The 25,129-nt window shown below is 71.9% G+C and carries 19 protein-coding genes; 12 read left to right on the forward strand and 7 right to left on the reverse strand.

The window, feature by feature from the left end:
• Window positions 1-138: 138 nt before the first annotated feature.
• Both ACH4YP_RS26950 and ACH4YP_RS26955 read right to left on the reverse strand, forming a co-directional pair.
• Window positions 139-1,494, reverse strand: coding sequence for an LCP family protein (locus ACH4YP_RS26950; protein WP_398492961.1), 1,356 nt, complete (start codon window positions 1,492-1,494; stop codon window positions 139-141).
• Window positions 1,495-1,748: 254 nt separating this feature from the next.
• Entirely contained in the window at window positions 1,749-2,504 is a 756-nt protein-coding gene (locus ACH4YP_RS26955; RefSeq protein WP_361060528.1) for a TIGR03089 family protein, read from the reverse strand.
• Window positions 2,505-2,614: 110 nt separating this feature from the next.
• Here ACH4YP_RS26955 and ACH4YP_RS26960 point away from each other — a divergent pair, with 110 nt between their 5' ends.
• Window positions 2,615-4,324 (forward strand): peptidoglycan recognition protein, encoded by a 1,710-nt coding sequence (locus ACH4YP_RS26960; RefSeq protein WP_398492997.1) that lies wholly within the window; start codon window positions 2,615-2,617, stop codon window positions 4,322-4,324.
• Between the two features lie 163 nt (window positions 4,325-4,487).
• Complete coding sequence (locus ACH4YP_RS26965) at window positions 4,488-5,570, forward strand: NDP-sugar synthase (RefSeq protein ID WP_361060532.1); 1,083 nt, start codon at window positions 4,488-4,490, stop codon at window positions 5,568-5,570.
• Between the two features lie 181 nt (window positions 5,571-5,751).
• Here the strand turns inward: ACH4YP_RS26965 and ACH4YP_RS26970 are convergent, their stop codons facing one another.
• From ACH4YP_RS26970 to ACH4YP_RS26985, 4 genes are all read right to left on the reverse strand, one after another.
• The gene (locus ACH4YP_RS26970; RefSeq protein ID WP_398492963.1) at window positions 5,752-6,774 is read right to left on the reverse strand and encodes a DNA-3-methyladenine glycosylase family protein; all 1,023 of its coding nucleotides are present in this window, start codon (window positions 6,772-6,774) and stop codon (window positions 5,752-5,754) included.
• A gap of 80 nt (window positions 6,775-6,854) precedes the next feature.
• Window positions 6,855-8,213 (reverse strand): coenzyme F420-0:L-glutamate ligase, encoded by a 1,359-nt coding sequence (locus ACH4YP_RS26975; RefSeq protein WP_361060572.1) that lies wholly within the window; start codon window positions 8,211-8,213, stop codon window positions 6,855-6,857.
• A gap of 38 nt (window positions 8,214-8,251) precedes the next feature.
• Window positions 8,252-9,211 (reverse strand): 2-phospho-L-lactate transferase, encoded by a 960-nt coding sequence (cofD, locus tag ACH4YP_RS26980; protein WP_361060536.1) that lies wholly within the window; start codon window positions 9,209-9,211, stop codon window positions 8,252-8,254.
• A gap of 41 nt (window positions 9,212-9,252) precedes the next feature.
• Window positions 9,253-9,756 (reverse strand): cysteine dioxygenase family protein, encoded by a 504-nt coding sequence (locus ACH4YP_RS26985; RefSeq protein WP_189845020.1) that lies wholly within the window; start codon window positions 9,754-9,756, stop codon window positions 9,253-9,255.
• Window positions 9,757-10,498: 742 nt separating this feature from the next.
• On the opposite strand from ACH4YP_RS26985, the gene ACH4YP_RS26990 reads away from it, so the two are divergent.
• The 3 genes from ACH4YP_RS26990 (at window position 10,499) to ACH4YP_RS27000 (ending at window position 16,168) form a co-directional block, all read left to right on the forward strand.
• Window positions 10,499-10,762, forward strand: a complete 264-nt coding sequence (locus ACH4YP_RS26990) for a WhiB family transcriptional regulator (protein WP_053723761.1) — start codon at window positions 10,499-10,501, stop codon at window positions 10,760-10,762.
• A 226-nt stretch (window positions 10,763-10,988) separates the two neighbouring features.
• Window positions 10,989-14,654, forward strand: a complete 3,666-nt coding sequence (locus ACH4YP_RS26995; protein ID WP_398492965.1) for a glycosyltransferase — start codon at window positions 10,989-10,991, stop codon at window positions 14,652-14,654.
• The gene (locus ACH4YP_RS27000; RefSeq protein ID WP_398492966.1) at window positions 14,651-16,168 is read left to right on the forward strand and encodes a DUF5719 family protein; all 1,518 of its coding nucleotides are present in this window, start codon (window positions 14,651-14,653) and stop codon (window positions 16,166-16,168) included. The genes ACH4YP_RS26995 and ACH4YP_RS27000 overlap by 4 nt, the downstream gene beginning before the upstream one ends.
• Window positions 16,169-16,194: 26 nt before the next feature.
• Here the strand turns inward: ACH4YP_RS27000 and ACH4YP_RS27005 are convergent, their stop codons facing one another.
• Complete coding sequence (locus ACH4YP_RS27005) at window positions 16,195-16,647, reverse strand: metallopeptidase family protein (protein ID WP_361060574.1); 453 nt, start codon at window positions 16,645-16,647, stop codon at window positions 16,195-16,197.
• Window positions 16,648-17,057: 410 nt separating this feature from the next.
• Here ACH4YP_RS27005 and ACH4YP_RS27010 point away from each other — a divergent pair, with 410 nt between their 5' ends.
• From ACH4YP_RS27010 to ACH4YP_RS27040, 7 genes are all read left to right on the forward strand, one after another.
• Window positions 17,058-17,438 carry a DUF3499 domain-containing protein gene (locus ACH4YP_RS27010; RefSeq protein WP_398492968.1) on the forward strand — a complete coding sequence of 127 codons (381 nt, stop codon included), beginning with the start codon at window positions 17,058-17,060 and terminating at the stop codon, window positions 17,436-17,438.
• Between the two features lie 169 nt (window positions 17,439-17,607).
• The gene (locus tag ACH4YP_RS27015) at window positions 17,608-19,224 is read left to right on the forward strand and encodes an L-lactate permease (protein WP_361060546.1); all 1,617 of its coding nucleotides are present in this window, start codon (window positions 17,608-17,610) and stop codon (window positions 19,222-19,224) included.
• A gap of 127 nt (window positions 19,225-19,351) precedes the next feature.
• Complete coding sequence (locus ACH4YP_RS27020; RefSeq protein WP_361060548.1) at window positions 19,352-20,716, forward strand: phosphomannomutase/phosphoglucomutase; 1,365 nt, start codon at window positions 19,352-19,354, stop codon at window positions 20,714-20,716.
• A gap of 246 nt (window positions 20,717-20,962) precedes the next feature.
• The gene (locus tag ACH4YP_RS27025; protein WP_079053628.1) at window positions 20,963-21,133 is read left to right on the forward strand and encodes a Trm112 family protein; all 171 of its coding nucleotides are present in this window, start codon (window positions 20,963-20,965) and stop codon (window positions 21,131-21,133) included.
• 126 nt (window positions 21,134-21,259) lie between these two features.
• Window positions 21,260-22,387 (forward strand): SIS domain-containing protein, encoded by a 1,128-nt coding sequence (locus ACH4YP_RS27030; RefSeq protein ID WP_361073186.1) that lies wholly within the window; start codon window positions 21,260-21,262, stop codon window positions 22,385-22,387.
• Between the two features lie 64 nt (window positions 22,388-22,451).
• The gene (gene manA, locus ACH4YP_RS27035; RefSeq protein ID WP_361073189.1) at window positions 22,452-23,603 is read left to right on the forward strand and encodes a mannose-6-phosphate isomerase, class I; all 1,152 of its coding nucleotides are present in this window, start codon (window positions 22,452-22,454) and stop codon (window positions 23,601-23,603) included.
• Window positions 23,604-23,790: 187 nt separating this feature from the next.
• Entirely contained in the window at window positions 23,791-24,768 is a 978-nt protein-coding gene (locus ACH4YP_RS27040; protein WP_361073192.1) for a cation diffusion facilitator family transporter, read from the forward strand.
• The last annotated feature ends 361 nt before the right edge of the window (window positions 24,769-25,129 follow it).

Here is a 25,129-nt window from a genome sequence, read left to right on the forward strand (position 1 = left end):
CTCACACTAGCCGCCCAGTTCGGCGTCGAGCGACGACGGTGAGAAATTCCACGTTCATACAACCGGGCAATCCGCCCAATTCTTTGAACGTACGTTCCCCGTCTTGGCATGCTCTTTACTCAGAGGCCTGTTCGGGCGTTAACCGCAGGCGTCCTCGGCGGCCGTGTTCCCGCGGAAAGTCGGCGCGGTGCTCGGTGTCGACGAAGGGCTGTCGGGCCGCTTTGCACCCGATTTGCCATCTTCCCGGCCGAATTCCTGACCGTAACCACTTTCCTGCTCCCCGTGACTCCCGTCATGGGGCTCGTAACTCCCGTCGCGGCGCTCGTAGTTGGACGAATCGCCGTACGCGCCCCCGTCGTCGACCGACGCCGTGCCGCTCCTCTTTGCGCCGGAATCCTCCGGAAGCTCCTTGGAGACCTCCAACGGCGCGTCCATGCGCAGCCGTTCGAAGAGTTTCTCCGCCTCGGGTTCCACCAGCTGGTCGCGATTGGCGTCGTAGGCGTACGACTCCCGCGGCACCGTAAGGAATTGCACCCGTTCGGTAGGGATGTTGCGCATGCCGCGGACCAGGTCGTACAGGCCCCGCAGGCTCGCGAGGCCCGGGTCGGTGGTGAGCGACGAGGTCGCCGCGTCCAGCACCGGATAGAGCTTCACCGGATTCAGCAGTACGTCGTTGCTGCGCACCTTGTTGACGAGGGCACCCAGGAAGCGCTGCTGGCGGTCCATCCGGTCGGTGTCGCTGCCGTCGCCGATGGTCTTGCGGGCCCGTACGTACCCGAGGGCCTGCTCGCCGTTGAGCTTCACCCGGCCCGCGGGCAGCCGGAGCTTGGCGGCGGGATCGTCGATCGGCTCCTTCAGGCACACCACGACCCCGTCGACGGCGTCGACCATGTCCTTGAAGCCGTGGAAGTCCACGACCATGTGGTGGTCGATCCGGATGTCGGTCAGCTTCTCGACCGTACGGATCGTGCACGCCGAACCGCCGCTCTGGAAGGCGTGGTTGAACATCGCGAACACCGGCGCGGTGCGGCCGCCGTCGGGCCCGCGGCAGCTCGGTACGTCCACCATCAGATCCCGGGGGAGGGAGACCGCGGTCGCGCTGCGCCGGTTCGCCGTGAGGTGGAGCAGGATCGTGGTGTCGGACCGCTCGGTGCCGGAGTCCCGCCCGTACTTCTGGTTCCCGTTCCCCGACCGTGAGTCCGACCCGATCAGCAGGATGTTCTGCGCGTCGCGCACCAGCGAGGTCGGCCGCTCCCTCTCGTACCGCGCGAGTTCGGCGGCGGTGTCGTCGTCCGACGTGATGTTGCCGTTCAGCTTCTCGTACAGCGCCCAGCCGGCCCCCGCGGCACCCACCACGACCACGACGACACCGACCGCGGTGTACCGCAGCCACCGCCGCCGACGCCGCCTGATCCCGGCCCCGGTGGGAGACGCGCCGGCCCCGGGCCCGACCGCCCCCGGCGCCGCGCCCCGCGTCCCTCCGGTGTCGCTCACGTCCGAGTCCACCCCTCACGGCGTACGGGCCTGGTCCTACGACCATGGCCCGGGCGGGGGCGGGAGGCTTCGGGGGGTGGGCCGAATGGGGGACGGAGGTCTTCTCGCCGGAGGGGCTGAATTTCAGGCCGTCCGGCGTTTGAGGACGAGCGCGGAGCGCGATAGCGGGGGTCTGGGGGCGGAGCCCCCAGGAACGGGATGGGACGGGTAGGGGCGGCGGGGGCGAAAAAAGGCCCCCACCCCGAAGGCCCCCGTCAGCGAGCCGTAGCCGAAACCCGCTCACTCTCGATCCGCTTCGCCACCACATCCTCCCCGACCTGTGAAAGGTTCCGGCACAACACCACGGACCCCCCGACGGCCAGAGGGGCGAAGAGCCCGGCGCTCAGCCCCTCCCACGTGTCGTACGACAGGGCGGACAGCAGCCGAGCCCCGGGCCCCGCAAGCCCCAGCGCGGGCGCATCCGCCCGAGCCCGCTCGACAACCTCCGCCCCCGTCAGCTCCGCCCCGGCGACAACCACCGCGGGCGCCTCCGGATCCACGGGCCCGTACGCCTGGAAGACGTCCCCCTGCCCGGGCACCTCGACGGCGTAGTCGGCGTAGCCGGCGGGCACCTGGGCGAACCGCCGCCCGAGCGGCGCGAGCGACAACGCCACCCGCTCCCCGGAGCACGCGAGCCCGGCCTCGAACTGCCCGGGCCCGGCCACCACATGGTCGGCGGCACCCGCGTCGCCCCCGACATCCGCCACGACCCCCACGGAGGAACAGGCGAGCAGCCACACCGCCGTCTGCCAGTGCGCGGGCAGCAGCAGGGCGACCCGTTCCCCGGGCTCGGCGGCCAGCTCGCCCTGGAGCAGGTTGGCGGTCTTGGCCACCCAATTGGCGAAGGTGGCCACGGACAGTTCGACACGTTCACCCGTGGCGTCGTCGTAGAAGGTCACCAGGGGGCGTGCGGGATCCGTGGCGAGTGCGGATCGCAGCAGGTCGGCAGGGGTGCGGTCGGTGGCGTTCACGGGACGCAAGGGTACGCGGACACCCGCCCGGGCGGGGGAGTGCGGGCCACCGGTTCGGCGGAGTGCGGCCGACGGTCCGTCAAATCCCAGATGGACAGATAAGTATGACTATGTCCAGGATCAGGGGCATGCGCGGATATCTTGCTTCCTCGATCGCCGTCACGTGTGCGGCCGCCCTGGCCTTCCCCCTGGCCGTGTCCACCGACGCCGTGGCCGCACCCCCGGCGGCCGAGAGCCCGACCACCGAGCGGGCGACACCGGACAGACCGGCATCCGAACGAACGGCCAGGGCCCGACCGGAGACGCCGAGCACCTCGACGACACCGGCCGGGACGGCCGCGGAAGCCGCCCCCGCCGCCCCTGTCGTCCCCGCTGCCCCCGCCGACTCCGCGACCGGCCGCTCGATCCTCTCCACCCCCTCCATCCCCGGCAGCACCCAGTCCCTCCCCCTCGCGCCCCTCGCCCCGCCCACCGGCGACCGCACCCTGCCGCCCACGTCCGCCCCGGCCGCCGCCCCCGCCGCCGTCCAGGGCCTCCCGCGACGCGACGTACGCCACTTCTCCCTCGTGGGAGTCGTCTGGGACAACCCGGACACGGAACTCCAGGGCCGGGTCCAGGTCCGTACCCGCGCGAGCGGTACCGCGAAGTGGTCCGGCTGGCAGGACGTGGACACGCACAACCACGAGCACGCGGCGGACCCGGACACTGCGGAGCGCACCTCCGGTCGCGTACGGGGAGCCACGGCCCCGCTGTGGGTCGGCGACTCGGACGGTGTGGAGGTCCGCGTCGAGGCGGAGGCGGACGACAGGCCGGAGGCGGACGGCCGGGCCGTCGCCGGCGACGCCCTCCCCACGGGTCTGCACATCGAGCTGATCGACCCCGGCGTCGACCCGGCCGCCGAACCCCCGCCCCAGGCGTCCGGGGTGGACACCCCGCGGGGCAACGTCCTGTCCGCGGAGGCGGCGGCGTCCTCCGCCGTCAACGCCGACCTCGCCCCCCTCGGCGCCACCGCGATCCCCGCCCTCAGCCAGAAGCAGACGGAGGCCGACCTGCTCGCGACCCGCGGAGACCCGGCGGAAGCGGCGGGTGCGAAGGACAAGCCGGATCCGAAGAAGAAGCCGGGGCCGAAGGAGAAGCCGGGTACGACAGGCAAGACCGGCACGATCGGCACCGCCGACGCGGCGGACCCGGCGACGGGCCAGCGCGTGAAGCCGTACATCGGCGCACGTCCGCGCATCGTCACCCGCCGGGGCTGGGGCGCCGACGAGACGCTCCGCGAGCGGAACTTCAGCTACACGAAGACCGTGAAGGCCGCCTTCGTCCACCACACCGCGTCGGGCAACAACTACCGCTGCGCGCAGGCACCTTCAGTCATCCGCAGTATCTACCGCTACCACGTGAAGAGCAGCGGCTGGCGGGACATCGGCTACAACTTCCTCATCGACAAGTGCGGAAACATCTACGAGGGGCGGGCCGGAGGCGTGGCCAAACCCGTCATGGGCGCACACACTCTCGGTTTCAACACCAACAGCATGGGGATCGCGGTCCTCGGGAGCTTCGGCACCGCGAACCCGCCCGCCGCCGCGGTGAAGGCGATCTCGAAGCTCACGGCGTGGAAGCTCGGCCTCTTCGGAGCGAACCCGAAAGGTAAGACCTACCTCAAGTCCGGTGGCGGAAATCTGTACCGAAAAGGAAAGAACGTACGACTCAATGTAATCTCCGGTCACCGGGATGGTTTCGCCACCGAATGCCCGGGCGGCCGGCTGTACGCGAAGCTCGGCACGGCCCGTGCGACTTCGGCCCGCTACCAGGGACGATGAGGTCCGGTCGGCGGGAACGGAGCCCGGTACGCCGGGGTCCCAGCCCCGGCGGCTCCCCACAGCCGAACCTCCCCCAGGCGCCCCACAGCCATCGAAACGGTCTGCATACACTGGCCGGTCGAAATACAGTTTGACCGGCCCCATCAGGAAGCAGAGACGACAGGTGACAGAAGCGATCCTCCTGGTCGGCGGCAAGGGCACACGGCTGCGCCCCCTCACGGTGCACACGCCGAAGCCGATGGTTCCGGCGGCCGGGGTACCGTTCCTCACGCACCAGCTGGCACGGGCGAGAGCGGCGGGGGTCGAGCACATCGTGCTCGCCACGTCCTACCTGGCCGAGGTCTTCGAGCCCCACTTCGGCGACGGTTCGTCGCTGGGGCTCCACATCGAGTACGTCACCGAGGAGGAGCCCCTCGGCACCGGCGGCGCCATCCGGAACGTGGCCTCCCGGCTGAGTTCTGGCCCCGACGACCCGGTCCTGATCTTCAACGGGGACATCCTGACGGGCCTGGACATCCCGGCCCTGATCGGCACGCACCGGTCGTCGGGCGCGGACGTCTCCCTGCACCTGACGAGGGTGACGGACCCGAGGGCGTACGGCCTGGTCCCCACGGACTCGTCGGGCCGGGTCCAGGCGTTCCTGGAGAAACCCCAGACCCCCGAGGAGATCGTCACCGACCAGATCAACGCGGGAGCGTACGTCTTCCGCCGCTCGGTGATCGACGCGATCCCGGTGGGCCGCCCGGTCTCGGTCGAACGGGAGACGTTCCCGGAACTCCTCGCCTCCGGCGCCCACCTCCAGGGAATGGTCGACTCGACCTACTGGCTGGACCTGGGCACCCCGGGTGCCTTCGTGCGCGGCTCGGCCGACCTGGTCCTCGGCCGCGCCCCGTCCCCGGCCGTCCCGGGCCGCTGCGGCGACCGCCTGGTCCTCCCGTCGGCCACGGTCGCCGCCGACGCCAAACTGACCGGCGGCACCGTCGTCGGCCACGGCGCCACCGTCGGCGAGGGCGCCCGCATCTCCGGCAGTACCATCCTCGACGGCGCGGTCATCGCCCCGGGCGCGGTCATCACCGACTCCCTGATCGGCGCCCGCGCCCAAGTAGGAGCCCGCTCGATCCTCACCGGAGTGGTGGTGGGCGACGGCGCCTCGGTAGGCCCCGACAACGAACTCCGCGAGGGCGTACGCATCTGGTGCGACGCCCAGATCCCAGCAGCGGCACTCCGCTTCTCATCGGACCAGTAACACCGACTCAAGCAAGGGCTTCACGAGGGGGGAGCAGAGTCTGCGCACACAATCTGGCGCAGGCTCACACCACCCAGCCCGTCCGGCGTTTGAGGACGAGCGCGGAGCGCGATACGGGGGTTCGGGGGCGGAGCCCCTGAGTAAGTGACGGGATTGGGCAGGGGCGGCGGGGGCGAAAAACTCAAAGCCGCCCAATGTCCCCGCGAGGCATCCGCGGCTGACGCCGCGCCGGCGTACGCCCACTCAACAAAATGAGCCGAGCAGCCCGATGCCGCTGCCCCGCATAAGGCTCCAGCAGCGACAACATCACGGCATCATCCGCATCCCGGTCCCCGGCCAGCGCATACCCCACGATCCCGGGAAGGTGCAGGTCCCCGACCGTCACCGCATCCGCCGCCCCATGACTCCGCTGCACAACCTCCGCCGAGGTCCAGGGCCCCACCCCCGCCACCACCTCAAGCCGCTCCTGGGCCCGCCCCGCCTCGAACCCCACCGCCTCCTCCATCCGCCGAGCCACCTGAACGACCCGCAGAATCGTCGAGGCCCGCTTGTTGTCGACCCCGGCGCGATGCCACTCCCACGAGGGAATCAACGCCCAGACCCGAGGCTCGGGCATCACGAACATCCCCCCACCTCGACCCACCACCGGCCCGGGCCCGGGCGCGGGCACCCCGTACTTCCGCACGAGCAACCGCCAGGCCCGATACGCCTCGTCCGTCGTGACCTTCTGCTCAAGAACCGACGGAATCAAAGACTCCAGCACCAGCCCCGTACGTGTCAGCCGCAACCCGGGCCGCCGATGCCGGGCCACCGCCACCAGCCGATGCCGAGGCTCGAAGGCATCGGGATCGTCCGACTCCCCGAGCATCCGTGGCAGCTGCTCCAGCAGCCACTCGGCCCCGGGCCCCCACGCCTCCCCCTCGACGACACCCGCGCGCACGGACACCCGCAGGGTCCCGGGCCCGACAGGAGTGAGGCTGGCCCGCCACACGGCCCCGTCCGGCGTCGTACGGAAGGTCGGATCGGCGGGCCCCCGCCGCAACGGCCCGAGCACCAGCCCGAGATCCAGCGGCCACGGCGGCACCCAGCTCCGCGTACGCCCGCCGAGTCCGGCCGACCGGCCCGCCCCCGTCTGCCCGGGCACGACGACATGCCCGCCGCGCACGGTCGTACGCGTCGGTCGAGGATCAAAACGTCCGGCCACGATGGGGTCCTAGGGCTTGGGCCGCTCGGGATGCCGTACGAGAATGCCGTACGAACCAGGGGTGATGTGAACGTCGACGCTCAACGCACCTCGATGAACGCCCCCGCATCCCGCTCGGGCCGCGCCTTCGGCTCCTCCGCCGCGTGCCCGACCGCGACGGCCCCCATGGGATCCCATCCCTCCGGCAGCCCGAGCACGTCCCGCACGACCTCCCGGCAGAACATCGTCGAGGACACCCACGCGGACCCGAGCCGCTCCCCGGCGAGCGCGACGAGGAAGTTCTGCACCCCGGCGCCCGCGGCGACCACGAACATCTCCCGCTCGGCCCCGTCCCGCCGCTCGTCCCCGTACGTGTGGGACCCGTTCATGACCAGGCACGGCACGACGAGATACGGGGCGCCCCGCAGCACGTCTCCGCGCCGCACCCGCTTGGCGATGGACTCCGCGTTCTTCCCGTCCCGCTCCAGATCGGCGACCCAGGCGTCCCGCATCGCGTCGAGCAGCCGCGTCCGCGACTCGGCCGACTCCAGGAGTACGAATCTCCAGGGCGTCGTGTGATGCGGCGCGGGCGCGGTCACGGCGGCGGCCACCGCACGCCGTACGGCATCGGGGTCGACGGGCTCGTCGGTGAAGGCCCGTACGGTACGCCGCTGGGTGACGGCCTCCCGGACGGCCTCGGAGGTGCCGAGCCGGAACATGTCGTCGCGCGCGCCCCGGACCATGCCTCGCGTCCCTTCGTCCTCGCCGCTCGCGCTCAGCACGTGGGGCAGTCCGCGCACGACGGCGACGGGCAGCCCGGCGGCCTTGCCCTTGACCAGGTCACCGGCGGAGGCGAGCTCGTCGGCGGTGGCGACGACGGTGGCGCTGAGCGGATTCCCGTGCGCGTCGGTGCCGCCCCGCAGATCGTCGAGCACGCGCACTCCGGCGGCCCCGATGGCGACATCGGTGAGCCCGGTCCGCCAGGGCCGCCCGAAGGTGTCCGTGACGACGACCCCGACCTCGACCCCGAGCGCGTCCCGCAGCCCGTCGCGGATCGCGCGCGCGGAGGCGTCCGAGTCCTCGGGCAGCAACAGCACGGTCCCGGAGGGGGTGTTGGAGGCGTCGACGCCGGCGGCGGCCATGACGAGCCCCTGCCGGTTCTCCACGATCCGTAGCGGCCCGCGCCGAGCGACGACCCGCACGGTCTCGGCGTCGATGGCGGCCTCCCGGTCCGCCGCCTCGACGATCCGCCCCTCTGCCTTGGACACGATCTTCGAGGTGACCAGCAGTACGTCCCCGTCGACCAGGCCCGGCTCGGCGCTGGCGATCAGCTTGGCGAGATCGTCCCCCGGCCGTACCTCGGGCAGCCCGGGCAGAGCCCACACCCGGAAGCCGGGCGCAGCCGACGGCAGCCCTTCGTCCCCGGCCGGAGCCGGACTCGCGGAAACCTCGCCGCTCATGTGCCCCGTACTCCCGAAATCGTTGCCGCTGTCGTCGCTCAAGCGCCCCGCACCTCCTCCGCCAGCGCCAGCGCCTGACGGGCCATCTCGGCCGTCGCGGCCAGGTCGGTCATCATCAGGGGCACGGCCCGGCACCGGATGCCGGCGGCGGCGACCTGCTCCACCGTCCCGGCGTCCACCGTGTCGACGAGCCAGCCGTCGAGGAGCCCCGAGCCGTAGTGCTCGGCGACCGCGGCGGCCGTGGACTCGACGCCGACGGCCGCGAGGACCTTGTCGGCCATGCCGCGCACGGGCGCGTCGCCGACGATGGGGGAGAGGCCGACCACCGGGACGCCCGCCTCGGCGATGGCCTCCCGGATGCCGGGCACGGCGAGGATCGTGCCGACGGACACGACCGGGTTGGACGGCGGGAAGAGGATCACGTCGGACGAGGCGATCGCCTCCAGCACTCCGGGCGCCGGCTTGGCCTGGTCGGCACCGACGGGCACCACCGCGTACGCGTCCACGGAGGCCCGCAGCCGCACCCAGTACTCCTGGAAGTGGATGGCCTTGCGCTCGCCGTCGATCTCGACGGCCACATGGGTCTCGATGCGGTCGTCCGACATGGGGATCAGCCGGACGCCCGGCTTCCACCGGTCGCAGAGCGCCTCGGTGACGGCGCTGAGGGGATACCCGGCGCTCAGCATCTGCGTCCGCACGATGTGCGTCGCGAAGTCCCGGTCGCCGAGCCCGAACCACTCGGGTCCGACCCCGTACGCCGCGAGTTCCTCCTTGAGGTGGAAGGTCTCGTCGGTCCGCCCCCAGCCCTGCTCCTCGTTGATACCGCCGCCGAGGGTGTACATCACCGTGTCGAGGTCCGGGCAGACCTTCAGCCCGAAGAGGTGGATGTCGTCCCCGGTGTTGCCGATGACCGTGACGTCCGCGTCCGGCGCGGCCTGCTTGAGACCACGCAGGAACCGGGCACCACCGATGCCGCCTGCCAGAACCACAATGCGCATGGATTCAGTCTTGCAGGCGGCTACGACAACGCGTCGGCCGGTTACGAGACCTCGGCCACAGTCCCCGACTCCGCCGCGCACCGGACGGCGTGCATCGGCATCTCCGTCAACCCGGGGTAGTACACGTGCAGGCTTATGGCCGGATCGAGCGAGTCGTTGACGACCTCGTGCACGTACCCGGGCGCGAACACACGCTGGGCGCCCGCGCCCAACGCGCGCGTGCCCCGCTCGGTGCGCTCGGTCAGCGCGCCCTCCAGGACGGTGAGTACGCCGGAGGAGCGGCCGTGGTCGTGCAGCCCGCTGCCCTGTCCGGGCACCCAGGAGAGCAGCCACACCTCGTAGCCGGGCCCGGTGCGCAGCCGGTGGTACCAGCGGGAGGTCGCGTCGTACTCGACGAGGTGCTCCCACTGGGAGCGGTCGGCCGCGATGGAGCGGGCGAGGCCGACGAAGTCGGCCACGGTGGCCGGGTGCTCGCGCGGCGCCTGGAGGAGGTGCGGTACTTCGAGGATGTCGCCGGCGATCTGGAGGTCGCTGTCGCTGTTCATGGATGCGGTGGTTCCTCGGCGGAAGAGAGTGCTGGAGGACTGGGGTGTCACGTACCGTCCGCCCGGGTCGCGGGCATGAGGTGTGCCCTTGGTACGGGCGAGGGGACCAGCGGCCGGGTCTTGGTCAGAGGACCCGGTGGCAGCCGGAGCGCGGTTGGCTCAACAGCTGTGACAGCAACAGAAACAGCTACAGCGAGCGTGGGCAGCACCGAGGGACCCGGCGGTGCGGGTCGAGGTGAGTGCCAAGTTCGCGAGCATGCCCACTAGGACACCGGTTCACACTCACAGTGTCAACTTGATGTCCGGTATGTGGGCGATGTTTCACCTCATCCGGTTCATCTCTGTGGCGAAAGGTTTGTGCAGGAGCTTGTGAGGACACATGGCGCACAACCGGGCGCACGAACCTTGTCACGATCCCTGATCCATGGGGCATCCGTGTGATCCACATGTGATCCGGTTCGCTTCGTCGTTCGTGCAGGAACGAGATCGAACTTCTGAGCGTCCTTCTTCGTACAGGTCCTGTGCGGAGACGGAGCCCGGCCGGGGCCCTATTCGGCTGTCAGGGTTTATGCCGATTTGAACACTTTCCGCAAAGCCTTGGTTCCGCAGAGTGAATAAGGGGCCCAATAGCAGATCTCGGCTTGACTGAGCCGGAGCGGCGCAATTGTAATTTCACTCGTGTCGTTCAGCCGAAATCGGTAGCGGCAGCATCACGGGGACGCGAGACGGACGAGGGGCGCACATGACCGAGCTGTTTCAGGAACTGCTGGTCGACGAGGCCGAAGAGGAGCTCGGCTGGCAGGAGCGGGCGCTCTGCGCGCAGACCGACCCCGAGTCCTTTTTCCCCGAGAAGGGCGGTTCCACCCGCGAGGCCAAGAAGGTCTGCCTCGCCTGTGAGGTCCGCTCCGAGTGCCTTGAGTACGCGCTCGCCAACGACGAACGTTTCGGCATCTGGGGCGGCCTGTCCGAGCGTGAACGGCGCCGCCTGAAGAAGGCCGCCGTCTGATCGTGACTTGATCGCGACCTGATCGCCAGGTGTGCGCCGCCCGACCGAACGGCGCACACCCCTACGTTCCGCTACGTAACGAACGGCCCGTCGCCGGTGGGTTATCCACAGGCGGCGGGCCGCTCTCGTGCCCAGCCGTTAGTGTGGGCCTCCGTCCGAGACGCCCCGCTGTCCTCTGGGGGCACAGGCGTCCACCGCAGTCCATCGAACCGGGGCCCGTACCTCGATGTCCGTGCACAGCCATTCGGCAGGTCAGTACGACACTGCCACGCCCGAGTTCCCACGGCACGTGGTCACCGCAGTGCTCGTCTCGCACGACGGTGCCCGCTGGCTCCCCGACGCCCTCGCCGGGCTGCTCGGTCAGGAACGCCCCGTACAGAACGCCGTGGCGGCCGACACCGGCAGCGCGGACGACTCCGCCCGGCTGGTCACCGACGCCCTCGGCGCCGACCGGGTCCTGCACCTCGCCCGGCGCACCGGCTTCGGCCAGGCCGTCGAGGAGGCCGCCCGCACGGCCGGCGTGCTGACCCCGGACGACCTGCCGTACCTCAAACGCCCCAGCGGCTGGGACCCGGTCACCCGCACCTGGCGCGACGACGCGTACGACATGCCGGAGCTGCCCCACGGCGAGCCCGAGCAGTGGCTGTGGCTGCTGCACGACGACTGCGCCCCCGAGGCGGACGCCCTGGCCCAGCTGCTGCGGGTCGTGGAGAACGAACGGGAGCTCGGCAAGGAAGTCGCGATCATCGGCCCCAAGCTCCGCGGCTGGTACGACCGCAGACAGCTCCTGGAAGTCGGCGTCACCATCGCGCACAGCGGCCGCCGCTGGACCGGCCTCGACCGGCGCGAGCAGGACCAGGGCCAGCACGACCACGTCAAGCCCGTGCTCGCCGTGTCCACCGCCGGCATGCTGATCCGCCGCGACGTCTTCGAGGAACTCGGCGGCTTCGACCGCCGGCTGCCCCTGATGCGCGACGACATCGACCTGTGCTGGCGTGCCCAGACCGCGGGCCACCGCGTCCTCGTCGCCCCGGAAGCGGTCGTGCGGCACGCCGAGGCGTCCTCCCGCGAGCGGCGCACCGTCGACGTCATGGGCCGCACCTCGGCCTCCCCGCACAAGGTCGACAAGGCCGGCGCCGTCTACACCCTGCTCGTGAACAGCCGCAGCGCGGCGCTCCCCTGGATCCTCGTACGGCTCGTCCTCGGCACGCTGCTGCGCACGGTCGCGTACCTCGTCGGCAAGGTCCCCGGACAGGCGGTCGACGAGATCCGCGGCCTCCTGGGGACACTGCTGCGCCCGGAGCGCATCCTCGCGGGCCGGCGCAGGCGCGGGCGCCCCCAGGTCGACAAGGACGAGCTGCGCCCGCTGTTCCCGCCGCCCGGCGCGACCGTGCGGGCCACCATCGAACAGGCCGCGAGCAACCTCACGGGCAGCTCCGACCCGGAGCTGAACGCGGCGGGACGCCACGGCAGCGCCGTCGAGTCCGGGCCCGGCGGCGACGACGCCGACTTCCTGGAGGTCGAGCAGTTCGCCCGCGTCAAGCGCGTCGCCCGCAAGCCGGGACCGATGCTCTTCGTGGCACTCCTCCTCGTCTCGCTCGTCGCCTGCCGTGAGCTCCTCGGCGGCGGCGCGCTCTCCGGCGGCGCACTGCTGCCCGCCCCGGCCGACTCCTCCGAGCTGTGGTCGCGCTACCTGGACGCCTGGCATCCGGTCGGCGCCGGCGGCACCCAGTCCGCGCCGCCGTATCTCGCGCTCGTCGCGATGCTCGCCAGCCTGCTGTTCGGCTCCACCGGGCTCGCCGTCACCGTGCTGCTGGTCGGCTCGGTGCCGCTGGCCGGCTTCACCGCCTACTTCGCCTCCCGGCCGCTGGTCCAGTCGCGCCTGCTGCGCGCCTGGGCGTCCGTGGCGTACGCCTTCCTGCCCGCCACCACCGGCGCGCTCGCGGGCGGCCGCATCGGCACGGCCGTACTCGCCGTGCTGCTGCCCCTCATCGCGCGCACGGGCATCGCCGCGAGCGGGCTCGCCTCGGAGACGGCCCGCGGCAGCTGGCGTGCCACCTGGGCGTACGCACTGCTGCTGACCCTCGCCACCGCCTTCACGCCGATCGTGTGGCCCATCGCGTTCGTGCTGGGTCTCGCCCTGCTGGTGGTGCGCCGCGGCGAGATCACCGCCTACGTGCCACGTTTCCTGGCACAGCTCGGCACCCCGCTGCTCGTCCTCGCCCCCTGGTCGCTGACGCTGCTGCCGTTCGGCTTCTTCCAGGAGGCCGGGATGGAGTACGGGCCGGGGGCGGCCTCCGCGCTCGACCTGCTGGGCGGCAGCCCGGGCGGCCCCGGGACCGTCAGCGGGCTGATGCTCATCGGCATCGTGTGCGCCGCAGTGGCCGCGCTGGTGCGTACAGAGCGTCAGTCGGGAATCTGGACCGCCTGGGCGGCCGGCCTCGTGGCGCTCGTTTTCGCCGTCCTGTCCAACAGCTCGACCTGGGCCGGACCGGCCACCCTCGTCTACGGCCTCGCCTTCCTCGCCGCCGCCGCGCTCGGTGCCGACGGCGCACGCTCGCGCGTGGCCGAGCAGAGCTTCGGCTGGCGTCAGCCGCTCGCCGTGCTCATCGCGTTCGCCGCGGCCGCGGGACCCCTGCTCGTCGCCGCCGGGTGGATGATCCGCGGCGCGGACGGGCCCCTGGAGCGCCGCGATCCGGTCCAGGTGCCCGCGTTCGTCGCCGAGGAGAGCGGCACCCGCGACCAGGCCCGCACCCTCGTCCTGGACAGCGCCTCGGCGGCCGAGGTCGGCTATGTGCTCGTCCGGGGCTCCGGCGTCCGCCTCGGCGACGCCGAACTGGCCGCGTCGGACGGCGAGAACAAGCCGCTCGACAAGGTCGTCGCGAACCTCGTGGCGGGCTCCGGAGCCGACCAGGCCGACCAGCTCGGCGGCTTCGCCGTGCGCTACGTCCTGGTGCGCGGCGGCGCGCCCCGCGAGGTCAGCCGCGTCCTGGACGCCACCCCCGGCCTGAGCCGGCTGAGCCAGCAGGACGGCAGCGCACTGTGGCGCGTCGACCGGCAGGTCGCGCGCGCGGCCATCGTCCCCGGCTCCGGCGACCCGCAGCCCATCGCCGCAGGACCCGTCGAACTGCACACCAGGATCCCCGCCGGTGCCGACGGCCGCGTCCTGCGCCTCGCCGACACCGCCGACGAGGGCTGGACGGCCACCCTCGACGGGAAGCCGCTCACCAGGACCACGGTCGACGGCTGGGCGCAGGGCTTCGAACTGCCCGCCACCGCGGGCCGGCTGGACGTCACCTTCGAGGCCCCGATGAGCCACACCGGCTGGCTGTGGGCGCAGGGCGCGCTCGCCGTCGTCCTCGTGGTGCTCGCCCTGCCCGGCCGCCGCCGTGACGTCGACGACGACCTCCCCGAGGAGCCCGTCGTCCCCGCCCAGGCCGTCTCCGGCGAGGGCCGCAGGGCCCGCAGGCTGCGCGCCCAGGCGGAGGCCGAACAGACGGACCGGCCCGACGAGTTCACCCCCGACGCCCCGCCCGCCACTCCTCCTCCGGAGGAGGTCCCGGTCGCCGCCCAGGTCCCGCAGCAGCAGACCTACGGAGAGTGGGACACGACGACGTACGCGGGCGCCGAGTACGGCACCTACGGCGGCGAGCAGCAGTACCAGGGCGCCCCGCAGCAGTACCCGGCGGGCACCTACGACCAGCAGCAGTACCAGGCGGATCCGTACCAGACGGGCCAGTACGACCCGTACGCGACGTACGGCACGGGGAACGCGGCGTACGACCCGTCGCAGACGTACTCCCAGGGCTACGACCCGGCGTACGACCCGGACCAGCACCAGCAGCCGCCGCACGGCACCGACAGTGAGCGCCCCGACGGGAGCCAGCAGTGAACCGCACCACCGTGTCCCTGATCGCCGGCGTGGCCGCGCTCGCCGCCGTCACCGGATTCGCCTCGATGTCCGAGCCGGACACCTCCGGCACGGCCACCGCGAAGGCGGCCGCCCAGCTGCCCGTGGAGCGCACCAGCCTGCTCTGCCCGGCTCCCAGCACCTCGGACCTCGCGGAGACCACGTACACGTCCTTCACTCCCGTCGCCGAGGGCACCGGTGACGACGGCTCGGCCGAACTCACGGCGGCGGGCGAGGAGTCGGCCGACGGCAAGACCGACACGGACAAGGGCGACAAGAAGGACGACGACAAGGACGGCAAGGAGAAGGCCGTCCTGACGCCGAAGGAGCCGGGCAAGCCGGTCACCGGCGAGGCGTCCGGCGCCGAGTCGCCCGCGCTCGTCGGCACCGCCGAGGGCAGGTTCGCGCCCGGCTGGACCGTCCAGCAGACGACGGAGATCCCGGCGGGCAGCGGCCGAGGCCTGCTCGGCGCCAACTGCACCGCTCCGGACACGGAGTTCTGGTTCCCGGGCGCCAGTACCGCCAAGGAACGAACGGACTACGCGCACCTGACCAACCCGGACGACTCCGCCGCCGTCGCCGACATCGAGCTGTACGGCAAGGACGGCGCCCTCAAGTCGACGGTGGGGGAGGGCATCCAGATCCCGCCGCGCTCCAGCGAGGCGGTGCTGCTGTCCACGCTCGTCGACGAGCCGCAGACCAACCTCACCGTGCACGTCACGGTCCGCAGCGGCCGGGTCGCCGCCGCCGTCCAGGCCATCGACGACAAGCTCGGCGGCGACTGGCTCGGCCCCTCCACCGACCCCGCGGGCAGCCTCGTCATGCCGGGCATCCCGAAGGACGCCACGTCGGTGCGGCTGATCGCCTTCGCCCCCGGTGACGCCGACGCCGACCTGAAGGTGCGGCTCGCCTCTCCGAACGGGCCGATCACCCCCGCCGGAAACGAGACGCTGCACATCAAGGCCGGCATGACCGCAGCCATCGACCTCGGGGACGTCACGCGCGGCGAGGCGGGATCCCTGATGCTGACGCCGACCGGGCAGTCCGTGCCGGTCGTCGCGGCCCTCAAGGTCGTCTGCGGCAAGGGCGACAAGCAGGAGACGGCGTTCATCCCGGCGACCGGCCCGGTGGACGCGCGCGCGACGGTCGCCGACAACCGCTCCAAGGGCTCCACGCTCTCCCTGGTGGCCCCCGGCCGCGCCGCGAAGGTCAAGGTCACGGCCTCCGCGGGCAGCGGCGGCGGCACGGCCGCGGAGAAGACGTACACGATCAAGGGCGGCACCACCCAGAACGTCGAGCTGCCCGTCCCCAGTGGCCTCAAGGGCACGTACGCCCTCACGGTCGAGCCGCAGTCCGGTGGTCCGGTCTACGCGGCGCGCATGCTCGAAGAGGCCAGTGGCGGCGTACCGATGTTCACGATGCAGACGCTGCCGGACGACCGGGGCACGGTGGAGGTACCGGACGCGGCGCAGGATCTCTCGGTGCTGCAGAAGTAGGACGCCGCACGCCTCCGGGAGTGCGGTCAGTCCTCCCCGTACCGGGGATCCACCGTCTCCGGAGTCAGTCCCAGCAGCTCGGCGACCTGCTCCACCACGACCTCGTGCACGAGCGCGGCCCGCTCGTCGCGCCCCTTGGTGCGGATCTCGACCGGGCGGCGGTAGACGACCACACGGGCGGGCCCGCCCTCGCGCGCCGGGATCGTGCCGCCCAGGGGCACCGTCTCGTCGGCCCAGCCCTCGTCACGCGCCGGGTCCAGCCGGGGAACCTCCAGCACCAGGAACTCGATGTCGGCGAGCTGCGGCCAGCGCCGCTCCAGCCGCTCCACGGAGTCCTGCACCAGGTCCGCGAACACCTCGGCCCGAGGCGCCGAGAGGGGTACCTGCGGCGGTGCCACGGGGCCACGCATCCCCCGCCCGTGTCGATCACGACGACGGGGCCTGGGCTCGGCGGCAGGGGGCGGTACGGGGTTGTCCATCACTGACGAAGAGTAGTCCCCAGACCCTCCCCCCGCCTGCACGTGTCCACCGGCGGTCACCCCCTCGGAGGAGAGGGGCCGGGGCGTCCCACGGCTCCCGCGCCACGGCGCGACCAGCGCCCACCACCGGCAGCGACTCACCAACCGCGTATGCCACTTGATGACCATTCCAGCCAAGGTTGGGCTCGTTTCCATATGCCTCTAGGGCCGCAGAAATAACGGTAATTGACAGCTTTCGCACCAACTCGGGATCACTACTGGACCCGTCCGAAATTTCGCCAACACCCGTACCCGCAGGTCAACAAGGCGCGCCAGGAACCACCTGTGTCAGGGGTCACACCACGACACGGTGGGGTGACCCCGGGGGGAGTCGTCGCGGCCCGCTCAAGAGTGCGGTACCGTCCAACGTCGTGAGCCCTGTACGTCGCTGTTCGCGCACCGCTTGCGGCCGTCCCGCCGTCGCGACGCTGACGTACGTCTACGCCGACTCGACCGCGGTCCTCGGCCCGCTCGCCACCTACGCCGAACCCCACTGCTACGACCTGTGCGCCGAGCACTCCGAGCGCCTCACCGCCCCGCGCGGCTGGGAGGTCGTCCGGCTCGCCGACGCCTCCGCTCCCTCCCGCCCCAGCGGTGACGACCTGGAAGCGCTCGCCAACGCCGTGCGTGAGGCGGCTCGTCCGCAGCGGCGGACCGCGCAGGCGGGCGGCGGCGGCAACGCCCGCGGCGCGGACCCGATGGAGGTCGCCCGCCGCGGTCATCTCCGGGTGTTGCGCTCGCCGGACTCCTGAACCCTCGGACTCCTGAACCCCCTTCCCGCGAACGGGACTTCACCCCGTGCACATTCGGTGCACGTTTCACTCGATGACGCACGACCATTGACGCGCGCTTGTCGCGGACACGACCATTCCCCCGCCCGTGAGAAATCGCTTTCCGCATCGCGGAATCCGGGGAGGCTTCGTGTACATCCAGGAACTCGAGCCCGTGGCCGACTCGCTCGGCCTGTCCGCACTCGTCGCGACCCTGCCCCTCGTCATCGTCCTCGTCCTGCTCGGCGGCGTCCGGATGAAGGCGCACCTGGCGGGCCTGACCGGCCTCGCGGCCGCGGCCCTGGTCGCCTGGCTCGCGTACGGCATGCCCGTCGGCCAGACGCTCTCCAGCGCCGCCCAGGGAGCCGTGTTCGGCCTCTTCCCCATCCTGTGGATCGTCGTCAACGCCCTCTGGGTGTACCGGATGACCGTCCACACCCGGCACTTCGACATCCTGCGCCGCTCGTTCGGGCGGCTCTCCGACGACCCGCGCATCCAGGCGCTCGTCGTCGCGTTCTGCTTCGGCGCGCTCCTGGAGGCCCTCGCGGGCTTCGGCGCGCCCGTCGCGATCTGCTCGGTCATGCTGGTCGCGCTCGGCTTCGACCCGGTCCGCGCCGCGGTGGTCGCGCTGGTCGCCAACACCGCGCCGGTCGCCTTCGGCGCGATGGGCACACCGGTCGTGACACTCGCTCAAGTCACGGGCCTGCCACTGGATTCCGTCGCCTCCGTGGTGGGCCGTCAGACCCCGCTGCTCGCCCTGGTGGTGCCCCTGGTGCTCGTCTTCCTGGTGGACGGGCGGCGCGGCCTGCGCGAGACCTGGATCCCGGCCATGGCGTGCGGATTCGCCTTCGCCGTCGCCCAGTTCGTGGCATCCAACTACATCTCCGCCCAACTCGCCGACATCGGCGCCGCCCTGGCCGGCGCGGGCGCGCTGATGGCGGTGCCCCAAGCTCGCAAACCCGCCGCCGAGCCCGTACGGGCCGCGGTCCTGACGGGCGTACGCAGCGAGGACCTGGACGAGGAGGACCCGCGCCCCGAGGTGCTGCGGGCCTACGCGCCGTACGCGCTGATCGTCGTGATCTTCTCCATCGCCCAGATCCCGGTGGTGAAGGACCAGTTGGCGAAGGCGACCCGCACCTTCGACTGGCCGTTCCTGAACGTCGCGAACGCGGACGGCGACCCCGTCGGCGGCAACGTCTTCACCTGGCCCATCGTGTCCACGGGCGGCACGCTCGTACTGCTCGCCGGGGTGTGCACGGCCGTCGTACTCGGGGTGCACGCGCGCGTGGCGGTCAGGGAATGGGCGGCCACCGTCCACGAGTTGAGGTTCGCGATCCTCACCGTGACGTCCGTCCTGGCGCTCGCCTACGTCATGAACCTCTCCGGACAGGCGGCCACGATCGGCCACTTCGTGGCGGCGGCCGGCGCGGGGCTCGCGTTCCTGTCACCGGTCCTGGGCTGGTTCGGCGTGGCGGTCTCCGGATCGGACACCTCCGCCAACGCGCTCTTCGGCGCCCTTCAGGTGACCGCGGCCCGCGAGTCGGGGCTCTCGCCGGAACTCCTCGCGGCCGCCAACAGCTCCGGAGGCGTCCTCGGCAAGATGATCTCGCCGCAGAACCTCACCATCGCCTGCGCGGCGGTCGGCCTCGCCGGGCGCGAGGGAGACCTGCTGCGCAAGGTGCTCCCATGGAGCCTCGGACTTCTGCTGGTCATGTGCCTGATCGTCGTCGGACAGAGCTCGCCCGTCCTGGAATGGATGCTTCCGTAAGGCCTTGCGAAGTCCGTGGGAGGTCCGTGCGCGATGTCCGTATGTGCCCTCCCGGGTCCCGCACGGCCGAGTGTCAGTCCGTACGGGTAGTTTGGGGCCACCGTTGAGGACTCAAGGAAGGCTGGCCGTGACCGCTGATCTGTCGCAGCTCGTTAAGGCGTACGACGTACGCGGGGTGGTCCCGGACCAGTGGGACGAGACGCTGGCCGAGCTGTTCGGTGTGGCCTTCGTGCAGGTCACGGGCGCCGACGCGATCGTGACCGGGCACGACATGCGCCCCTCGTCCCCCGGTCTGTCGAGGGCCTTCGCGCGCGGGGCGGCGGCGCGCGGCGTCGACGTGACCGAGATCGGGCTGTGCTCGACGGACCAGCTGTACTACGCGTCGGGGGCGTTCGGCCTCGCGGGCGCGATGTTCACGGCCTCGCACAACCCGGCGCAGTACAACGGGATCAAGATGTGCCGCCCGGGCGCCGCCCCGGTCGGCCAGGACACCGGCCTCTCGGAGATCCGCGAACTGGTCGAGTCCTGGATCGACTCCGTAGCCCCGACGTCGGACGCGACACCGGGCACGATCACGCAGCGGGACACGCTGGAGGGCTACTCGGCGCACCTGCGCGGCCTCGTCGACCTGACCTCCATCCGCCCCCTGAAGGTCGTGGTCGACGCGGGCAACGGCATGGGCGGACACACCGTCCCGACCGTCTTCGACGGGCTGCCCCTGACCCTCGTCCCGATGTACTTCGAGCTGGACGGCACGTTCCCGAACCACGAGGCGAACCCCCTGGACCCGGCGAACATCGTCGACCTCCAGAAGCGTGTCCGCGAGGAGGACGCCGACCTCGGCATCGCCTTCGACGGCGACGCCGACCGCTGCTTCGTCGTCGACGAGCGCGGCGAGCCGGTCTCCCCGTCCGCGATCACGGCCCTGGTCGCCGCCCGCGAACTGGCCAGGAACGGCGGCAAGGGCACGGTCATCCACAACCTGATCACCTCCTGGTCGGTCCCGGAGGTCGTCCGGGAGAACGGCGGCACGCCGGTACGCACGCGCGTGGGCCACTCCTTCATCAAGGCCGAGATGGCCACGTCCGGCGCGATCTTCGGCGGCGAGCACTCCGCGCACTACTACTTCAAGGACTTCTGGAACGCGGACACGGGCATGCTCGCCGCCCTCCACGTCCTGGCCGCCCTCGGCGGGCAGGAGGGCACGCTCTCCGCCCTCGTCGCCCAGTACGACCGCTACGCCGGCTCCGGCGAGATCAACTCCACGGTCGACGACCAGGCCGACCGCCTCGCCGCCATCAAGGCCGCCTACGAGGGCCGCGACGGCATCACCCTCGACGAGCTCGACGGCCTCACCGTCTCCGCCGCCGACTGGTGGTTCAACGTCCGCCCCTCCAACACGGAACCGCTCCTCCGCCTGAACGCGGAAGCGCGGGAGGAGACGTTGATGGCGAAGGTACGGGACGAGGCGTTGGCGATCATCAGGGGCTGAGGCCGTGTCGGCCCGGGCCGACATTTCAGCCCGTCGTGGGGGTCCCCCCCGCTCGAGCGAAGCCGAGAGCGGGGGAGTTTGAGGACGAGGCCGTTCAGGCCGATCAGCGGGGGTCTGGGGGCGGCAGCCCCCAGGGACGGGAAGGGCAGGGGCGGCGGGGGCGAACTCCCCCGACGCCCAGCCACCCACAGCGGTACCCTGACCAGGCCACATCACCGCACCACCCCGCCCCCGAAGGGACCCGACATGCCGCTCGAAGCCGGCCTCCTGGAGATCCTCGCCTGCCCGGCGTGCCACGCCCCCCTCAAGGAGCAGGAAACCGAGCTGATCTGCACCGGCCAGGACTGCGGCCTGGCCTACCCCGTCCGGGACGACATCCCGGTCCTCCTCGTGGACGAGGCCCGCCGCCCCGCATAAAGCCCGCCGTGCAAGGCCCACCGCACGGGGCCCGAGGCAAGGCGACCCGCACACAGGGGCCCGCAGGCGACCCACAAGGCCGAGCCCGAGCCCCAAGGAAGAACCGGCGACCGGAGGCTGCCGCCCATGCTCGACGAATCGCTGCTCGACGCCCCCGAGGCCCTCGCGGCGGCCGACCGCCGCGGGCTGCTCCGCGGCGCCGCCGAAGCGGGCGCCCGAGTCCGCACGGCGGCCCGGCACGCGGCCGAGGCGGGCATCCCCGAGCTCAAACCGGACGGCCGCCCGCGAGCCGTCCTGATCGCGGGCCCCGGCGCCGCCGCGATCAGCGCCGCGGACCTGCTCGGCACCCTCGCCGGGGCGGGCTGCCCCGTCATCCGCCTGACCCCCACCGGCGTGGCCCCGGCCGCGGGCGCACTCCGCTGGGAGCTGCCCGGCTGGGCGGGCCCAGTCGACCTGCTCCTGATCGCCACCCCGGACGGCAGCGAGCCCGGCCTCTCGCTCCTGATCGAGCAGGCCTACCGCCGAGGCTGCACGGTCGCCGCCGTGGCCCCCGCCCGCTCCCCGCTCACAGACGCGGTGGACGGCGCCCACGGCCTCTTCGTACCGATGGCGACCGCCCCGTACGAGCCGGGGGCGCCCTCCGCCGCGTCCGCCCCCGGAGTGCTCTGGGCGCTGCTCACACCGCTGCTCGCGCTCCTCGACCGCACCGGGCTGGTCACCGCGCCGCCCGAGGCCCTGCAGAAGGTCGCCGACCGGCTCGACCAGATCGCGGAGCGCTGCGGCCCGGCCGTCGCGACGTACAGCAACCCCGCCAAGACCCTCGCGGCCGAACTGGCCGAGGCGCTCCCGGTGATCTGGACCGAGGGCACCTCCGCGGGCCCGGCGGGCCGCCGTTTCGTCGGCGCGCTGGCAGAGCTGGCGGGCCGTCCCGCGCTCGCCGCCGAGCTGCCCGAGGCGCTCGACGCGCACAGCGTCCTGCTCTCGGGAGTGCTGGCCGCCGGCGCGGACCCGGACGACTTCTTCCGCGACCGCGTCGAGGACGCACAGGTCATGCACGCGCGCGTGGTCCTCCTCCGCGACCGCCCGACCGGCGGCCTCAGCGCCGCCCCCGGCGCCCGTGAACTGGCCCTCAGCCACGACACACCGATCAGCGAACTCGAACCGGAGGACGGCGGCGACCTGGAGACCCTCGCCGAGCTGATCGCCATCACGGATTTCGCCGCCGTTTACCTGGCGCTCGCCTCGGGAGCCTGACCTTGAGCCACGCCTGGTGACCAGCGCCCGCTGAGCAGCGTACGTACGGAGAAGAAAACAGAGCATGGACCGCCTCGACAACACGATCCGCCCCTACGCCTGGGGCTCCACCACGGCCATCCCGCGCCTCCTGGGCGTCGAGCCGACCGGCGAGCCGCAGGCCGAGATGTGGCTGGGCGCCCACCCCGGCGCTCCCTCGCGCACCCCCCGCGGCCCGCTCACCGAGGTGATCGACGAGGCTCCCGAGAAGGAGCTCGGCCGGGCGGCCGTCGCCAAGTTCGGCCCGCGCCTCCCGTTCCTCCTCAAGCTCCTCGCCGCGGGCGCCCCCCTCTCCCTCCAGGTGCACCCCGACCTCGACCAGGCCAAGGAGGGGTACGAGGACGAGGAGCGCCGGGGCGTCCCGATCGACGCCCCGCACCGCAACTACAAGGACGCCAACCACAAGCCCGAACTGATCTGCGCGCTCACGGAGTTCGACGGCCTGTGCGGATTCCGGGCCCCGGCGGAGGCCGCCGACCTGCTCGCGGCCCTTGAGGTCGACTCCCTCAAGCCGTACGTCGACCTGCTGCACGCCCACCCCGAAGAGGCGGCGCTGCGCGAGGTGTTGACGGCCGTGCTGTCCGCGGACCGCGAGCAGCTGGCCGCCACGGTCACCGAGGCCGCGGCGGCCTGCGCCCGGCTCGGCGGCGCCCACGCCCCGTACGCCGATCTCGCCCACCACTACCCGGGCGACCCGGGCGTCATCGCCGCGATGCTGCTCAACCACGTCCGACTGCAGCCCGGCGAGGCCCTGTTCCTCGGCGCCGGCGTGCCGCACGCGTATCTGAACGGCCTCGGCGTCGAGATCATGGCCAACTCCGACAACGTCCTGCGCTGCGGCCTCACCCCCAAGCACGTCGACGTCCCCGAACTCCTGCGTATCGTCCGCTTCGAGGCGAGCGACCCGGGCGTACTGCGCCCCGAGGCGTCCCCCGACGGCGAGGAGGTCTACGCGACCCCCATCGACGAGTTCCGCCTCTCCCGTTACGTCCTCGCGGCGGGCGCCCCGGTCCACGATCTCACCCTCGGCACCCCGCAGATCCTGCTGTGCACCGCGGGTTCCGTACAGGCGGGCGAACACGCGCTCGGCCCCGGCCGGTCCGTCTTCGTACCGGCGGGCGAAAGGGCCGAAGTGTCCGGCGACGGCACGGTTTTCCGGGCCACCGTCATCGCCTGAGTCCTGGCGGCCCTGCCCGAGTCCCGGCGATGACGGTGGCCTGAAACGGTCACTGCGGCGACCCGGCGCACCGATGTCGGCGCGGGCTGCAACAATGGCCCACCGCAAAGGGCGGGCAAAGCCCGGGACGGCGGCCGAGCGGGCAGACGGCCGGCCGAGATGGCAGACGAAGGGACATCGGGAACACATGAGCGCGTCAGGCGGCACCAAAGCGATCGTGGCGGCACTCGCCGCGAACCTCGCGATCGCGGTAGCGAAGTTCGTGGCGTTCCTCTTCAGTGGTTCGTCGTCGATGCTCGCCGAATCCGTGCACTCGCTCGCCGACTCGGGCAACCAGGGCCTGCTGCTCCTCGGCGGCAAGAAGGCCCAGCGCGAGGCGACCCCGCAACACCCCTTCGGCTACGGCCGCGAGCGGTACATCTACGCCTTCCTCGTCTCGATCGTCCTCTTCTCGGTCGGCGGCATGTTCGCGATCTACGAGGGCTACGAGAAGATCAAGGACCCGCACGAGATCACCCACTGGTACTGGCCGGTGGGCGTCCTCGTCTTCGCGATCATCGCCGAGACCTTCTCCTTCCGGACCGCCATCAAGGAGTCCAACACGATCCGCGGCAAGCAGTCGTGGAAGGAGTTCGTGCGCCACGCCAAGGCACCCGAGCTGCCGGTCGTGCTCCTTGAGGACCTCGGCGCGCTCGTCGGTCTGGTCCTCGCGCTCATCGGCGTGGGCCTGGCCCTGGGCACGGGCGACGGCGTCTGGGACGGCATCGGCACCCTCTGCATCGGCATCCTGCTGATCGCCATCGCGATCGTCCTGGCCGCCGAGACCAAGTCGCTGCTCCTCGGCGAGGCCGCCGGCGTCGAGGACGTCAGGAAGATCGAGGCCGCCATCGTCGACGGCGACACGGTCCCCGCCATCATCCACATGCGTACGCTCCACCTCGGCCCCGAGGAACTGCTGGTCGCCGCCAAGATCGCCGTCCGGCACGACGAAACGGCCACCGAGGTCGCCGCCGCGATCGACGCCGCCGAGTCCCGCATCCGCGAGGCCGTCCCGATCGCCCGCGTCATCTACCTCGAACCCGACATCTACAGCGAGACCGAGGCCGCGAAGGGCCCGGACCCCGAGGCAGCCCCGGGCGGCCCGACACCCACCACTGAACACTGACTTCCGGTACGGGGAAGGGGGCGCCCTCTTCCCCGTACGAGCCTTCCTCGTACGAGCCTTCCTCGTACGAGCCTTCCTCGTACGAGCCTTCCTCGTACGAGCCTTCCTCGTACGAGACAGGGCCCGCCGAGCGATTCGGCGGGCCCTTCGACGTACACGCCGCCTACGCGTGCGTGGGCCAGGGCGGCGGCGGGAGGCGGAGGCGACGACCGCCGTCGTACGACCCGGGCGGCGATCCCGCAGCCGAGCCCGACGAGCGCGAGGACCCCTCGCGGCACTTCCGCGCGTGCGGAGAGTGGGGCGCCCCGGTGAACGGGAGGGGCCTCGCGCCTCCGTGAGGTGCGAGGCCCCGGACGGGATC

This window comes from Streptomyces sp. NPDC020747, from assembly GCF_044334695.1.
GTDB lineage: Bacteria > Actinomycetota > Actinomycetes > Streptomycetales > Streptomycetaceae > Streptomyces.

Excerpts from the sequence above, each read along its gene's own strand:
- ACH4YP_RS27040 (WP_361073192.1), top strand. The coding sequence starts at position 23,791 with ATGAGCGCGTCAGGCGGCACCAAAGCGATCGTGGCGGCACTCGCCGCG.
- ACH4YP_RS27005 (WP_361060574.1), bottom strand. The coding sequence starts at position 16,647 with ATGGACAACCCCGTACCGCCCCCTGCCGCCGAGCCCAGGCCCCGTCGT.
- ACH4YP_RS27030 (WP_361073186.1), top strand. The coding sequence starts at position 21,260 with ATGCTCGACGAATCGCTGCTCGACGCCCCCGAGGCCCTCGCGGCGGCC.
- ACH4YP_RS26960 (WP_398492997.1), top strand. The coding sequence starts at position 2,615 with ATGTCCAGGATCAGGGGCATGCGCGGATATCTTGCTTCCTCGATCGCC.
- cofD (WP_361060536.1), bottom strand. The coding sequence starts at position 9,211 with ATGCGCATTGTGGTTCTGGCAGGCGGCATCGGTGGTGCCCGGTTCCTG.
- ACH4YP_RS26975 (WP_361060572.1), bottom strand. The coding sequence starts at position 8,213 with ATGAGCGGCGAGGTTTCCGCGAGTCCGGCTCCGGCCGGGGACGAAGGG.
- ACH4YP_RS26990 (WP_053723761.1), top strand. The coding sequence starts at position 10,499 with ATGACCGAGCTGTTTCAGGAACTGCTGGTCGACGAGGCCGAAGAGGAG.
- ACH4YP_RS26995 (WP_398492965.1), top strand. The coding sequence starts at position 10,989 with ATGTCCGTGCACAGCCATTCGGCAGGTCAGTACGACACTGCCACGCCC.
- manA (WP_361073189.1), top strand. The coding sequence starts at position 22,452 with ATGGACCGCCTCGACAACACGATCCGCCCCTACGCCTGGGGCTCCACC.
- ACH4YP_RS26985 (WP_189845020.1), bottom strand. The coding sequence starts at position 9,756 with ATGAACAGCGACAGCGACCTCCAGATCGCCGGCGACATCCTCGAAGTA.
- ACH4YP_RS27025 (WP_079053628.1), top strand. The coding sequence starts at position 20,963 with ATGCCGCTCGAAGCCGGCCTCCTGGAGATCCTCGCCTGCCCGGCGTGC.